The 14,127-nt window shown below is 72.3% G+C and carries 14 protein-coding genes; 4 read left to right on the forward strand and 10 right to left on the reverse strand.

The features are described 5' to 3' along the window. Positions 1-38 precede the first annotated feature (38 nt). Positions 39-935 carry a LysR family transcriptional regulator gene (locus KGD84_RS16205; protein ID WP_255646590.1) on the reverse strand — a complete coding sequence of 299 codons (897 nt, stop codon included), beginning with the start codon at positions 933-935 and terminating at the stop codon, positions 39-41. 81 nt (positions 936-1,016) lie between these two features. Here KGD84_RS16205 and KGD84_RS16210 point away from each other — a divergent pair, with 81 nt between their 5' ends. Beyond that, positions 1,017-1,199 (forward strand): hypothetical protein, encoded by a 183-nt coding sequence (locus KGD84_RS16210; RefSeq protein ID WP_220561277.1) that lies wholly within the window; start codon positions 1,017-1,019, stop codon positions 1,197-1,199. A 7-nt stretch (positions 1,200-1,206) separates the two neighbouring features. On the opposite strand, the gene KGD84_RS16215 is transcribed toward KGD84_RS16210, so the two are convergent. The 5 genes from KGD84_RS16215 to KGD84_RS16235 all read right to left on the reverse strand — a co-directional run bounded on the left by KGD84_RS16215 (position 1,207) and on the right by KGD84_RS16235 (position 6,579). Further along, positions 1,207-2,241 carry a LacI family DNA-binding transcriptional regulator gene (locus KGD84_RS16215; protein WP_220561278.1) on the reverse strand — a complete coding sequence of 345 codons (1,035 nt, stop codon included), beginning with the start codon at positions 2,239-2,241 and terminating at the stop codon, positions 1,207-1,209. Positions 2,242-2,323: 82 nt separating this feature from the next. Continuing rightward, the gene (locus KGD84_RS16220; RefSeq protein WP_220561279.1) at positions 2,324-3,217 is read right to left on the reverse strand and encodes an NAD-dependent epimerase/dehydratase family protein; all 894 of its coding nucleotides are present in this window, start codon (positions 3,215-3,217) and stop codon (positions 2,324-2,326) included. A gap of 52 nt (positions 3,218-3,269) precedes the next feature. Continuing rightward, positions 3,270-4,112: a DUF6807 domain-containing protein gene (locus tag KGD84_RS16225; protein ID WP_255646591.1), complete on the reverse strand. Its 843-nt coding sequence runs from the start codon at positions 4,110-4,112 to the stop codon at positions 3,270-3,272. Then, positions 4,109-5,269: a Gfo/Idh/MocA family protein gene (locus tag KGD84_RS16230; protein ID WP_255646592.1), complete on the reverse strand. Its 1,161-nt coding sequence runs from the start codon at positions 5,267-5,269 to the stop codon at positions 4,109-4,111. Before KGD84_RS16230 ends, KGD84_RS16225 begins: the two co-directional genes overlap by 4 nt. Beyond that, on the reverse strand, positions 5,266-6,579 hold the full coding sequence (locus KGD84_RS16235) for a Gfo/Idh/MocA family protein (protein WP_220561280.1): 1,314 nt from the start codon (positions 6,577-6,579) through the stop codon (positions 5,266-5,268). The genes KGD84_RS16230 and KGD84_RS16235 overlap by 4 nt, the downstream gene beginning before the upstream one ends. Positions 6,580-7,001: 422 nt before the next feature. On the opposite strand from KGD84_RS16235, the gene KGD84_RS16240 reads away from it, so the two are divergent. The 3 genes from KGD84_RS16240 to KGD84_RS16250 are packed head-to-tail and all read left to right on the forward strand — an operon-like array spanning position 7,002 to position 10,171. Next, the gene (locus tag KGD84_RS16240) at positions 7,002-7,970 is read left to right on the forward strand and encodes a carbohydrate ABC transporter permease (RefSeq protein ID WP_220561281.1); all 969 of its coding nucleotides are present in this window, start codon (positions 7,002-7,004) and stop codon (positions 7,968-7,970) included. Further along, a complete protein-coding gene (locus tag KGD84_RS16245) occupies positions 7,960-8,838 on the forward strand; it encodes a carbohydrate ABC transporter permease (protein WP_220561282.1) in 879 nt (292 codons plus the stop codon). The genes KGD84_RS16240 and KGD84_RS16245 overlap by 11 nt, the downstream gene beginning before the upstream one ends. A 22-nt stretch (positions 8,839-8,860) precedes the next feature. Beyond that, complete coding sequence (locus tag KGD84_RS16250; RefSeq protein ID WP_220561283.1) at positions 8,861-10,171, forward strand: ABC transporter substrate-binding protein; 1,311 nt, start codon at positions 8,861-8,863, stop codon at positions 10,169-10,171. A 72-nt stretch (positions 10,172-10,243) separates the two neighbouring features. Here the strand turns inward: KGD84_RS16250 and KGD84_RS16255 are convergent, their stop codons facing one another. From KGD84_RS16255 to KGD84_RS16270, 4 genes are read right to left on the reverse strand one after another with little or no spacing between them, the layout of a single operon-like run. Continuing rightward, positions 10,244-10,885, reverse strand: coding sequence for a response regulator transcription factor (locus KGD84_RS16255; RefSeq protein WP_220561284.1), 642 nt, complete (start codon positions 10,883-10,885; stop codon positions 10,244-10,246). Between the two features lie 28 nt (positions 10,886-10,913). After that, positions 10,914-12,083, reverse strand: coding sequence for a sensor histidine kinase (locus KGD84_RS16260; RefSeq protein ID WP_255646593.1), 1,170 nt, complete (start codon positions 12,081-12,083; stop codon positions 10,914-10,916). 22 nt (positions 12,084-12,105) lie between these two features. Further along, positions 12,106-12,939, reverse strand: a complete 834-nt coding sequence (locus KGD84_RS16265; RefSeq protein ID WP_255646594.1) for an ABC transporter permease — start codon at positions 12,937-12,939, stop codon at positions 12,106-12,108. Further along, positions 12,939-13,856 carry an ABC transporter ATP-binding protein gene (locus KGD84_RS16270; protein WP_220561286.1) on the reverse strand — a complete coding sequence of 306 codons (918 nt, stop codon included), beginning with the start codon at positions 13,854-13,856 and terminating at the stop codon, positions 12,939-12,941. The genes KGD84_RS16265 and KGD84_RS16270 overlap by 1 nt, the downstream gene beginning before the upstream one ends. Positions 13,857-14,127: the final 271 nt, after the last annotated feature.

The raw sequence follows: 14,127 nt of genomic DNA on the forward strand, positions 1-14,127 counted from the left end.
ATGACGGGCGGGACCTATCGGGCCGACAGCGCCGGAGATCAGGTGTGCCGGACGAGGAACCGCTTGGCGGACTCGACGAACTCCGCGACGAGGGGGCCGGTGTCCGCGGACCGGGTGGCGACGACGACCCGGCAGGGCTCGACCTCCTCGACCGGAACGGCGATCAGGCCGGGGCGGAGGGTGTGGCGCAGGTCGCCTGACGGAACGACGGCGACGGCGTTCCCCTCGGCGATGGCCTCGATCTTGTCATCGTAGGTATCGGCAAGGGTGGGGCCCAGCGGGGCGGGGACATCGCCCGGCCGGGGTTCGAGCCGCCAGAAAGCGGTCCAGTCGGCACCCGCACCGGTGCAGCCGACGAGCGGCTCCGCGGAGATGTCGGCGACCGTGACCGACTCCTTGCCTGCGAGGCGGTGGGACGCGGGCACGAGCAGGACCCGGGGCTCGGCGTAGAGGACCACAAGGTCAAGGCCGTCGGCCGGGATCGGCAGCGGTGTGCGGATGACCAGGGCGTCGACCTGCCGGGCGGGCAGGGCGCCGGCGTCCCGCGAGCCGAGGTGGCGGGTGCGGACGTGGGCGTCGGGACACCGGTGGCGCAGGTCGCGTACAGCGGGCGTGATGATCAGATCGTCGGCGTACCCGATGGTGACCGTGCGCGCCGGCGCGGCAGCGCGTGCGGTGAGCACCGCCTGCCGGGCGTCGTGCACCAGCCGCTGAGCCCGGGGAAGGAACGCCGCGCCGGCGGCGGTGAGCCGGCTGCCCTGGGTGGTGCGCTCCAGCAGGCGCACGCCGAGGGCGTTCTCCAGCCGCTGGATCTGACGGCTCAGGGAGGGCTGGGCGACCCGCAACTCCTCGGCGGCACGGGCGAAATTCAACTGCTCGGCGACGACGGTGAAGTACCGGACCAGCCGCAGATCCAGATCGGGAGGCATGCTCATGCCGCACAACCTATCCGTTATGCGATTCACGCATGACGAGGTACAGAACAGGCCGCCAAAAACGGACTGCTCGCCGGCCCCATGGCCGGCGCCGCCGCACGGGCCTTCGCCCAGGACGCCCTCTACCCCGTCCGCCTCGCCGCCAAGGACATCGCCCTGGCCACCACCACCGCCGACCTGCCCGTCCTCACCCGGGTGCACGCACTCCTGACCGCACACCCCGGCCTCGCCGACCGGGACCTGTCCGCCGTCCTCACCGGCTGACCACCCCTCAGGGGGCGGTGGGCGGCGCGGTGCTCTCCCGCGCCACCACCTCCCCCGGCACGGTCACCACCCGGAACTCCCCCTCATGGTCGGCGTCCAGGGCCAGCTCCGCGGCCTTCTCCCCCATCTCCTCCAACGGCAGCCGCACCGTTGTCAGCGCCGGCGTCAGATCACGCAGGGTCGGAATGTCGTCGAACCCCGCCACCGACAGGTCCTCGGGCACCTTCATCCCCAGATCCCGCAGAGCCGCCATCGCCCCCGTCGCCATCACGTCGTTCACCGCGAACAGACACGTCGCGTCCGTCCCCAGCGTCATCAGCCGCCGCGTGGACTCATACCCCCCGTCCCGCGTGAACGCCCCATGCATCACGTTGTTGTGGTCCAACGCGATCCCCGCCGCCGACAACGCCCCGTGGAACCCGTCCAACCGCTCCCGGGCCGTACGCAGATCACTGGGCCCGGCCAGGATCGCGAACCGGCGGTGCCCCAACCCCACCAGGTGCCGGGCCAGGGCCGCGGCCCCCGACGCGTTGTCGGGACTGACCGTGTCCGCCGGCAGCCCCGGCTGGGAAACGCACGCCACCCGCCCGCCCTGACGCCGGAACGCCTCGATCTCCCGGGCCAGCCGGGCGTTGCTCTCCTCATCGGTGGAACGCGACCCCACCAGGATCACCGCCTTGGCCCGGTGCGAACGCAGCGCCGCCAGCACCCGCCCCTCCTTCTGCACCGACCGGCCGGTGGTGCCCAGCACCAGCACCAGCCCCTGCTCCTCCGTGCACCGCGTCACCCCCGCCGCGATCGACGAGAAATAGGGGTCGGAGATGTCGTGCACCAGCAACCCCACCAGCGAACTGCTGTTACGCGCCAACGTCTGGGCCGAGGCGTTGGCCAGGTACCCCAACTGCTGCGCACTGGCCGTGACACGGTCCCGCAGCCGCTGGCTGACCTGCCGGGTACTGCCGTTGATGACCCTGGAGGCGGTCGCCAGGGAGACCCCGGCGTGCTCGGCCACCTGCTCCAGCGTTACGTAACCCGAGTCCACGCCCCTGGCCCTTCTCGTCCCACGTCCTGGAAAACTCTTTCCCAGCGTAGCCGAGCGGGCGGCGCCCCGACGCTGCACCGCCTCACCCCGCCCGGTCGACGCGCAACCGGTCACGCCAGGTCCCACGGGGCTCCCACCCCAGGTCCCGGCGGGCCTTGTCACTGGAGAACACCGCACGCCCGTCCGCCAGCGCACCGGCCACCGGCGCCGACCCCGGGTGCAGACGCGCCATCAACCCGTCCACCGGCCCCTCCGCCAACGGATCGGCCGCCACCGCGTTGTACACCCCGCCGTGCTCGACCCGCTCCGGGGCCTCCACCACACGCGCGAACAGATCCGCCGCATCGGCCGCGTCCACATAGTTGAACAGCGACACCCCCGCCAACTCCGGATCCGCCACCCGCTCGGCCATCGTGTGCCCCAACTGGGTGGGCGCCCCCTCCCACTCCTGCGGCGCCACCACGTACCCCGGCCGCACCGCGCACAGCACACAGTCCCCCGAGGTCCGCGCCAGCGCCCGCACCGCCTCCTCCACGATGAGCTTGCTCAGCCCGTAGGCGTGCCAGGGCGCCACCGGGTGCTCCTCGTCCAACGGCAGGTACCGGGGCCGCCACCCCGGGGTGTTGTAGCCGTACACCGTCGGACTGGAGGCGGCCACCGCCACCCGGGCACCGTGCTCCACCGCCGCACCCAGCACCGCCCAGGCCAGACCCGTGTTGACCTGGAGCGTCTCCACATCCGGACGCGCGAACGGCACCGCGATCCCGGCCAGGTGCACCACCGCCTCAGGACGCACCTCGGCGAAGACCCCCGACCGCGCCTCCGCGTCCAACAGGTCCGCCACCACCCCCCGCACCCCCGGCGGCCCCTCGGCCGGCGCCACGTCCACCGAGACCACCTCGTGGCCCCGGGCGGCCAGACCGGCCACGACACTGCGGCCCAGCCGCCCCGAACCTCCGGTGACGAGCACACGCATGCGGGTCTTCCCTCTCTCGTTCTTCGATTCCGCGTACATCCCGACGCACCGCTCAGGGCAGGGCGACCACGGCCGCCGCCAGGGCGTCCAGGTCCCCGGGGTGCCCGTCCACGACGGCGGTGCGCAGACACCTGGTCAGCTCCCCTCCCGCCGGGAGCGGCAACCGCTCCTCCCAGGCCAGCGCCGGACCCACCCCCGGGTACTCCCGCGCACGCACGAACCAGGGATCGGTGTGCCCGCCCGGCTGGTGGAACAGCAGCGTCCACGGCCCGCCCGCGTCCCCCTCCAAAGCCAGCCACCCCGCACGCGACCCGTGCAGCCCCTCCTCCCCCCGCACACCCTCCGGGCCCAGGACCCGGGGCGCCGAAGGGCCGATCGGGGCCCGCCAGAACAGCCCCCCGTACCCCGCCCCGGGACGGCCGTTGGTGGCCGGGCTGCCGATCGACAGGTCACGGCCGCCGGTGTTGCGCAGCGTGCACTCCAGGTCCAGCACCCACGCCGACCCGTCCAGGCCGCGGACCCGCCACCGGCGCTCCTCGCGCAGCAGCTCACCCCGCCCCGGACCGGTCCAGGACACCTCCTCCACCCACACGCCCCCCGGCCCGGCGACCGGGCCCCGCGAACTCTGGCGCCCGTGGTTGTCCAACATCACCGACCCCCGGTCCGGGGTGAAGGTGCGCCCGCCCCAGAACGACGTACCCGACACGTCCGGCACCGCCACCCCCACACCCAGGTGGTGGCGGTGGTCCTCGGGCACCACCTCGGTCACCACCACCCCGGCCCGGGTGCGCACCGGGTGCAGGTACGGGCGCGGCGACAGCCGCGGCTCCACACCCGCCCCGTCGTTCCACACCGCCACCGCCGCACCGGCCCCGCCGGGCGCCATCCTCGTCATGAACCCGCCTCCGCATCCACCCGCGCCCAGGGAACATCCAGCTCGCGGAACAGGGACAGGGACTCCGCGGCACGCGACACCAGGTCGGTGACACCGTCCACCGTCCGGTGGACCACCCCGTCCTCCTCCCACACCCGCTGGTGCTCCGGGCCGATCGGCACCGGATCGGGCCCGGTCCGCACCGCCTCCAACACGTGCATGAACCCCCGCGTCGCCCCCGGCGGCACCAGCAGCGGCGTCCCGTGCCGCAGATGGTCCACCAGGTCCGCCACCAGGTGGCGGCGCGGATGGGTCGCCGTCACCGGCGCCCGACCCGGCCGGTGCACACTCACCCGGTCCAGCGTGTACTCCAGCTCGATCCGCCCCCGCTCGCCGTGCACCAGCAGCCGCGGCGGGACCTCCGCCGGCGCGCACAGGCTCGTCGCCAGCACCACCGGCACCCCGCCCGCCGTGCGCAAACGCAGCGCCGAGGTGTCATCGCTCTCGATGGGATGCGCCCGGTACAGGTCCAGCTCGATGTCCGAGGGCGCGTGGGCCCCCTCGCCGACCAGCGCCAGCGCGGTGGCCGTCGCGTGCGCGAACGGGTTGGTGATCGCCCCGTCCACCACCTCGCGCCCGTCCAGGCGGCGCCGCCCCGCCCACGGCGCACGCCCGTAGTAGGCCGAGGTGCGCACCCACGCGGCCCAGCCGCCGATACCGCGCACCCGCCCCACCGCACCCTCGGCGATCAGGGCCCGCACCGCGTCCACCGCCGCCGACCCCAGGCTCTGGAACCCCACCTGGCAGGCCAGCCCGGAGGCGTCGACCGCCTCCACCAACCGGTCCAGCTCTGCCAGGGTCGCCGTGGTGGGCTTCTCCAACAGCACGTGCGAACCGTGCTCCAGAGCGGTCAGGGCCAACGGCAGGTGCGTGTGGATGGGGGTCACCAGCACGGTGACACGCGCACCGGTCCGCCCCAGGGCGGTGGCCAGGTCGTCGAAGAACGGCACCGCACCGTGCCCCTCCAGGTCGTCGCCCGCCGCCGGCGCGACCCGGTCGCACACCCCCGCCAGCCGCACCGTCCCGGCCTTGACCAGCGGCAGCAGCGAACGCAGGTGGGAGCGGCCGTGGCCGTGCAGGCCCACCAGCAGCAGCGGCACCGGGCCCGCGGCGCTCACGCGTCCTTCCCCGCGACCAGGTCGGCGACGCGCACCGGCGCCCCCGAGGCCATGGAGGCGTTCGCGGCCAGCCCCGTCAACAGCGCGTTGCCGCCGTCGGCGTGGTCGGGGCGGATGCCGTCGTCCAGCCGGCCCAGCAGCGCGTCGAGCATCGCGGTGTCGCCGCCGCCGTGGCCGCCTGTCCCCACCTCCACCGGGACCTCCTCGGGCTCGCTCCAGTGGCGGCGCAGCACCAGCCGCGAGACCGTGTCCTCCTTGGGGGCGGGCATGCCCCGCACCGGGTTGTCCTCGGTACGGCCCGCCACCGTGCGGTCGAACTCCACCATGTCCAGCTCCAGGCGGCCGCGGCTGCCGGTCACGGCCAGCCGGTACCCCTCCCAGGGGGCGTACGCGGTGAGGTGGTAGGTCAGACGGGCCCCGGTGTCGTAGCGCACCAGCACCGACATGTCGTCCTCGATGGTGATGCCGGGACCGAACACGTTGAGGTCGCGGCGGTAGCCGTCCTCGTGCTCGGCGTCCAGGTACAGGGCGCTCAGGTCGGGGCTGTCGGCCAGGTGCAGGGCGAAGGGGTCGGCGTCGGCGGCCGCCGAGCCGTGGCCGCGCTCGTAGTCGGCGGCCAGCCCGTGCCGGCGCCCGTTCTCCTCCCCGTAGAAGAACAGCCGCCCGGAGGCGAACACCTCCTCCGGACGCGCGGAGATCCACCAGTTCACCAGGTCGAAGTGGTGGCTGGCCTTGTGCACCAGCAGCCCCCCGGAGTTGGCCTTGTCCCGGTGCCAGCGGCGGAAGTAGTCGGCGCCGTGGCGCAGGTCCAGCATCCACTCGAAGTGGACCGAGCCGACCTCGCCGATCGCGCCCTGGGCGATGAGCTCGCGGACGCGGCGGTGCACCGGGTTGTAGCGGTAGTTGAAGCCGACGGTGACCCGGCCGCCGGTGCGCTCGCGCGCCTCCTCGATGCGGCGCAGCCCCTCCAGGTCGGTGGTCATGGGCTTCTCGGTGATGACGTCGGCGCCGTGCTCCAGGGCGGCGACGATGTAGTCGGCGTGGGTGTGGTCGACGGTGCACACGATCACCTCGTCCACGGCCTGCTCGGCGAGCATGCGGGAGAAGGCGTCGGCGGCGTAGGCGGGCACGGGGTCCAGGCCCGCCTCGGCGACGATCCGGTTGTGCACGGCCATGCGGGTGGCGTTGGTGTCGCACAGGGCGACGAGGGCTCCGTGGCGGCGGTGGGTGGCGGCCAGGGCCCGGGTGTACATCCGGGCCCGGGAACCCGTGCCGACGATCGCGTACCTGCGTTGCGTGGTGTGGTTCACACCAGGATGGTAAACGCTTTCCCATTGGAACCACAATGCCCGGGAGCGATCCCATGACCGAAACGGGTGGGGCGCACGGGGCGAACAAGGGGATGAAACGGGCACAAGGGGGCAGGAAGTTCCGGCCGAAACCCCGGCTCAGCGGGCGAACCGGAAGGTAACGATCCGGGCGGCGCTTGCCCCGCAAGGGGAAACCGGGCGTTGACACCCTTGTAACCCGGTGCTAGAAACTGAGCATCCTAATAGCTGGATAGCGCTTACCAACCCATAACCTGCGCTTTTCCGCAGTGTTCTCGGACACAGGGGCCATCGGCCCCGGTCCGCGCCCCTCCCCGATCAGATTGGCGGTCCGTGACCATGCACCCTGGTACGCGCGTCTCCACCTCACGGTCGGAGACCGCCCCCACAGGAGGCGGATCCCTGTGAGCGCGCTCCTCCAGCGCGGCACCCGCCCGGCGGCGGCGCCCGCGGCCCCCGCCGGCGGCGGCCGACGCGCCCCCAAAGGCGGCACCGGCCGCCGCAAGCGCGAGAACCTCGCCGCCTACGGCTTCCTCGCCCCCTGGTTCGTGGGCCTGGCCCTCATCACCGCCGGCCCCCTGCTGGCCTCGCTCTACTTCTCCTTCACCGACTACAACCTCATCGGCGACTACGAGTTCGTGGGCTGGGCCAACTACGAGCGGATGCTCGAGGACGCCCGCCTGCACAGCGCCCTGCGGGTCACCTTCGTCTACGTGTTCGTGTCGGTGCCCCTGCAGCTCGCACTCGCACTCGCCCTGGCGATGGTCCTGGACCGCGGCGTACGCGGCCTGGCCCTGTACCGGTCGGTGTACTACCTGCCCTCCCTGCTGGGCGGCAGCGTCGCCGTCGCCATCCTGTGGCGCCAGGTCTTCGGAGCCGAGGGCCTGGTCAACCAGGTACTGGCGTTCTTCGGCATCCAGGGCGAGGGCTGGGTCTCCCACCCCGACCACGCCCTGAGCACCCTCATCGTGCTGAACGTGTGGACGTTCGGCGCACCCATGGTCATCTTCCTGGCCGGGCTGCGCCAGATCCCCGCCATGTACTACGAGGCCGCCGCCGTGGACGGGGCCGGCAGACTGCACCGCTTCTGGCACATCACCGTCCCCATGCTCACCCCCATCATCTTCTTCAACCTGGTGCTGCAGATCATCAACGCCTTCCAGACCTTCACCCAGGCGTTCATCGTCAGCGGCGGCACCGGCGGCCCCTCCGACTCCACCCTCTTCTACACGCTCTACCTCTACCAACGGGGGTTCGGCGCGTTCGACATGGGCTACGCCTCGGCGATGGCCTGGCTCCTGCTGATGATCATCGGGGGATTCACCGCGGTGAACTTCCTCGCCTCCAAGTTCTGGGTCTTCTATGGCGACTGACACACGGCTCCCCGCCCGCCCCCGCGGCACCCGCGACCGCAACGACCGCATCCGGCGACTGCTCACCCACATCGGCCTGATCGGCTTCGGCCTGATCATGCTCTACCCGCTGCTGTGGATGCTGTCGAGCTCCTTCAAACCCACCGCCGAGATCTTCCGGGAACCGGGCCTGATCCCCTGGAACTTCACCCCGGAGAACTACAGCGAGGGCTGGAACGCCCTGCAGTACCCCTTCCACCACTACCTGCTGAACTCCGCGATCGTGGTGGGCGGCTCCATCGTCGGCAACCTCATCGGCTGCTCCATGGCCGCCTACGCCTTCGCCCGCCTGGAATTCCGCGGCAAGCGGCTCTTCTTCGCGATCATGCTGGCCACGATCATGCTGCCGATCCACGTCGTGATCGTCCCCCAGTACATCCTGTTCGCGGAACTGGACTGGATCAACACCTTCTACCCCGTCATCGTCCCCAAGCTGCTGGCCACCGACGGATTCTTCATCTTCCTCATGGTCCAGTTCATCCGCGGCCTGCCCCGCGACCTGGACGAGGCCGCCCGCATCGACGGCTGCGGACACGTGCGCATCTTCCTGCGCATCATCCTGCCCCTGTCGATGCCCGCCCTGGCCACCACCGCCATCTTCACCTTCATCTGGACCTGGAACGACTTCTTCAGCCAGCTGATCTTCCTCACCCGGCCCGACATGTACACGGTCCCGGTGGCGCTGCGCACCTTCGTCGACTCCAGCTCCCAGACCTCCTGGGGTCCCCTGTTCGCCATGTCCGTGGTGGCCCTGGGACCCGTGTTCGGATTCTTCCTCGCCGGCCAGCGCTACCTCGTCAAGGGCATCGCGACCACCGGCATCAAGTAGATATCGAGAGGACCCACCCCCTATGTCCCCCGTGAACAAGCGCCGCGCCCGCCGGCCACTGGCCCTGGCCGCCACCATGACAGCACTGGCCCTGGCCGCCACCGCCTGTGGAGGCGGAGGCTCCGAATCCGAGGACGGCGTCGTCGAACTGCGCTACTCCTGGTGGGGCGCCGACGACCGCCACTCCACCCTCCAGCAGGTCATCGACATCTTCGAGGCCCAGAACCCCGACATCCGGATCGTCGCGGACTACACCGACTGGGGCTCCTACTGGGACAAGCTCGCCACCGCCACCGCCGCCGACGACGCCCCCGACATCATGATGCAGGAGGAGCGCTACCTGCGCGAATACGGCGACCGCGGCGCCCTGGCCGACCTGTCGCAGATGGAAGGCCTGGACCTGTCCAAGATCGACCCGCTGGTCGCCGAGAGCGGCGACCTGGACGGCGCCACCTACGGCATCGCCAGCGGCGTCAACGCCTACACCATCCTGGCCGACCCCGAGGCGTTCGAGGCCGCCGGCGTGGAGATGCCCGACGACACCTCCTGGACCTGGGAGGACTACATCGAACTGTCCGCCGAGATCACCGAGGCCTCCGGCGGCGACATCGTCGGCACCCAGAGCATGGGCTACAACGAACAGGGCTTCCAGATCTTCGCCCGCCAGCGCGGCGAACGCCTCTACAACGAGGACGGCACCCTGGGCTTCTCCGAGCAGACCCTCGTCGAATGGTTCGAGCTCAACCAGGAACTCCTGGAGACCGGCGGCCAGCCCGAGGCGGCCCAGAGCGTGGAGATCGAGGCCGGCGGCCCCGACCAGTCCGTGCTCTCCACCGGCACCGGCGCCATGGCCCACTTCTGGACCAACCAGCTGGGCGGCATCACCGAGTCCTCCGGCCACGAGATCGAACTCCTGCGCTACCCCGGCGAGTCCACCGGCGAGCGCACCGGCATGTTCTTCAAGCCCGCCATGTTCTACTCCATCTCCGCCGGCTCCGAGCACCCCGAGGAGGCCGCCCGCTTCGTCGACTTCATGCTCAACAGCACCGACGCCGCCGAACTGATCCTGGCCGACCTGGGCCTGCCCGCCAACGTCGACGTCCGCGGCAGCATCCTCAGCTCCCTGCCCCCCGCCGACGAGCGCAGCGCCGTGTTCATGTCCGAGATCGAGGACGGCATCGTCGACGGCAACCCGCCGCCGCCCATCGGCGCCGGCCAGGTCGTGGAGATCACCAAGCGCGTCACCGACTCCCTCGCCTTCGGCGAACTCACCCCCGAGGAGGCCGCCCAGCAGTGGATCTCCGAGGTGGAGGCCGCCATCGGCGCCCAGTGACCCCCTGACCCCCCACCGCGGGGCCGCACCCCGGGCCGGGTGCGGCCCCGCCGCCGTACCCGCCCCGGCCCCTCACGCCCCCAGATAGCGCAGCACCGCCCGCACCCGGCGGCTGTGCCCCGTCCCGTGGTCCAGGTCCAACTTGTCGAAGATCGCGTTGACGTGCTTCTCCACCGCGCTCAACGACACGTGCAACCGCTCCGCGATCGCCGGGTTGTTCCACCCCTGCGCCATCTGCTCCAGTACATCGCGCTCACGCGGCGTCAACCGGGCCAGCGGATCGGGCCGGGCGTGCGCCAGCAGCCGCCGCACCACCTCCGGGTCGAACGCCGCCCCGCCCGCCACCACCCGCTCCAGCGCCGCCAGGAACTCCCCCACATCCGCCACCCGGTCCTTGAGCAGGTACCCCACCCCGCCCGGCGACCCCGTCAACAGCTCGGTCGCATAACGCCGCTCCACGTACTGCGACAGCACCAGCACCGCCACACCCGGATGCCCCGCACGGATCTCCAGCGCCGCCCGCAACCCCTCGTCGGTGTGCGTGGGCGGCATCCGCACGTCCACCACTGCCGCATCCGGCGCGTGCCGCACCACCTCGGCCACCAGCGCCCCGGCATCCCCGACCGCCGCCACCACCTCGTGCCCCTCCTCCTCCAAAAGGCGCACCAGACCCTCCCGCAACAGGACCGAGTCATCGGCGATCACCAGACGCATGAACCCTCCACCCTCCTCGAAACGCCCCTCACCCCGGCAGCACCGCGCACACCGTCGTCGGCCCGCCCACCGGACTGTCCACCGACAGTGTGCCGTCCAAAGCCGCCACCCGCCGCGCCAGCCCCGTCAACCCGCCCCCCGCCGGATCCGCCCCGCCCCGGCCGTCGTCCCACACCCGCAACTCCCAACCACCGCCCCCACCCGTCAGGTGCACCGCCACCTGACCGGCCCCCGCGTGCTTGACCGCGTTCGTGATGGCCTCCCGCGCCACGAAGTACAACGCCGTCGCCGGCACCCCCACCGGCACCGGATCGGCCGACACCCGCACCGCCACCGGCAGCGGACACCGGTCGGCCACCTCCGTCAACGCCGCCTCCAACCCCAACGTGTCCAACGCGTTGGGGTACACCCGCCAGGCCACGTCCCGCAGCTCCTCCAACAGCACCAGCGCCTCGGCGTGGGCATCGCGCACCAGCCCCGCCGCCCGCTCCGCGTCCCCACCGCGCCGCGCCCGCCCCAACAGCATCGACAACGCCACCACCCGCTGCTGCACCCCGTCGTGCAGGTCCCGCTCGATACGGCGCCGCTCCTCGTCCACCGCCCGCACCACCTCCGACCGCGTACGGGTCAGCTCATCGATACGCCGCACCATCAGATCCCGGGTACTGGGCCCCACCAGGCGCCGCGCCAACAGCGCCTCCACCGACGCCACCGCCTCGGTGCCCGCCCACAGGAGCCCGGCGGTGCCCAGGCCGAAGATCGCCCCCAACGACAACGAGGACACGTGCATCCGCACCCCCGTCATCCGGATGTCCACCGCGGAGGCGCCCCCGGTCAACGCGTCCCACACCAGACCGACCCCGAACAGCACCGCCAACCCGCCCAGCACGAACAGCAGCAGCGACGCCACCAACGCCACCGGCAACCGCGCCACCAGGTACAGCACCCGCGCACGCACCCCCGGATCGGGGTGCACCGCCCGCCCGTACCAGCGCGCCAACCGCCCCAGGTCCCACTCGGCGACCCGCACCGCCCACCCCGCCACCGCGGGCCGCAACGGCGGCCACAGCGCCGCCGGCGCCGCCACCACCCACAGCACCGTCACGGCCGCCGTCACCTGCCCCGCCCACGCCCCCGCCAGGGACCGGGCGAACCGCCCCGCCACCGCCGCGACCGGCTCCCACCAACGACCCGCCACCGCGGCCCTACCCCCGCTCACCTCAGGCGTCGCGGCGGGCGAGCACCACCGCACCCGCCGCCAGCGCCACCGCCGACCAGCACAGGAGTACCACGCCCGCCGCGAACGGCCCGATCCCCACCGGCCCCAACGCCAGATCGGTGTCCATGAACCCCGCACCGGCCACGAACAGCGTCCGCTCGCCCAGCACCACCGACAGCTCGCCGCCCATCATCAACAGCATCACCGGCAACCCCACGATCAGCAGGAACAGCGTGGTCAGCGCCCCGGCCACCGACCGCAGCGCCGCACCCGCCCCCAGCGCCGTCACCGCCACCAGCGCCAGGTACACACCCTGGCGCAGCACGGACACGACCGCCTCGCCCGCCTCCAGCGTCCCGTACCCCGCCAGGTAGGGGTGGGACATCACCGCGAACGACAGCACCGTCCCGACCGCCGCGGCCACCACCCCCAACACGAACACGAACCCCGCCGCCACCACGGCCTTGGCCGCCAGCAGCCGCCACCGCACCGGCACCGCCTGCAACGACGCGTGCAACGACCGGGAGGAGTACTCGGTGGTGATCACCGGCAGCACCAGGCCGACCACCACGAACTGCACCACCCACAAAGTGGCGTAGGCCGCCATCTCCGAAGCCGGCACCTCCGCCACCGGCACCGACCCGTTCTGGGCGTTGGACACGGTGGAGACCGCCACCGACGGCGCCACCGCGCACATCAACGCCAGCGCCACCGCCGCACCCCACCAGGTGGTGCGCACCGACCGCAGCCGCACCCACTCCGCGGACACCGCCGCACCCAGGTCCGACAGGGCACGGCGCAACCCGGCCGGCCTTCCCACAACGGCAACGGACATCATCGCCCTCCCCCGTTCCGGGCGGTGTACTGCACCGCGTTCTCGGTCAACTCCCGGTAGGCCTGCTCCAGCGAGGCGTCCCGGGTGCGCAGCTCGTGCACCACCACCCCCGCCCGGTGGGCCAACTCCCCCACCCGCTCCATCCCCAGGCCGGTGACCACCAGTTCGGTGGGGCCCGGCCGCTCCACCCCCGCGCCCTCGGCCTCCAGCGCGGCCACGAGGTCCTCCGGGTGGGGGCTGCGCACCACCACCGCCGTCCACGCGCTGTGCGCCAGCACCTCGGCCAGCGGCGCGTCGGTGATCAGCCGACCCCGCCCGATCACCACCAGGTGGTCGGCGGTCAGCTGCATCTCGCTCATCAGATGGCTGGAGACGAACACCGTCCGACCCTGCCCGGCCAGCTCCCGCATCAGCTCACGGATCCACCGCACCCCGTCGGGGTCCAGCCCGTTCACGGGCTCGTCGAACAACAGCACCCCCGGATCCCCCAACAAAGCCGCGGCGATCCCCAACCGCTGGCTCATCCCCAGCGAGAACGTCCCCGCCCGCCGCCGCGCCGCACCCTCCAGCCCCACCTGCTCCAGCACCTCGTCCACCCGCCGGTCGGGGATGCGGTGGGTACGCGCCAACGTCAACAGGTGGGCGCGCCCGCTGCGCCCCGGGTGCACGGCACGGGCGTCCAGCACCGCACCCACATGGTGCAGCGGCCGGTCCAGCTCCCGGTAGGGGCGCCCGCCCACCAGCGCCCGCCCCGACGTGGGGTGGTCCAAACCCAGCACCATGCGCATCGTGGTGCTCTTGCCCGCACCGTTGGGCCCCAGGAACCCGGTGACCCGCCCCGGGCGCACCTCAAGGTCCAACGAGTCCACCGCCAACACGTCGCCGTAGCGCTTGGTCAATCCCCGCAGGGTGATCATCGGCTCTCCCGTCCTCGCTTCCCGACGGTGCCCATGCTGGCCGCCGCGCCCCGGCCCCGGCCATGGTGCCGCCCGCCGAAGAGGGGTGCGGTTTACCGCAGGACACCCCGCCGCGACCTCTGGTAGGGTCACACCATGCAGCGCGCCCACAGCACGACGACGCCGGAGATGCCACCGGCGCGCTGACTCTTGCACTCAACGAAGCCCCGGGGCGCACCTCCCCGGGGCTTCGCGCATCCGGTGGTCCGCCCCCGCACCCTCGGGAGGAACC

It is taken from the genome of Nocardiopsis changdeensis (assembly GCF_018316655.1).
Lineage (GTDB): Bacteria > Actinomycetota > Actinomycetes > Streptosporangiales > Streptosporangiaceae > Nocardiopsis > Nocardiopsis changdeensis.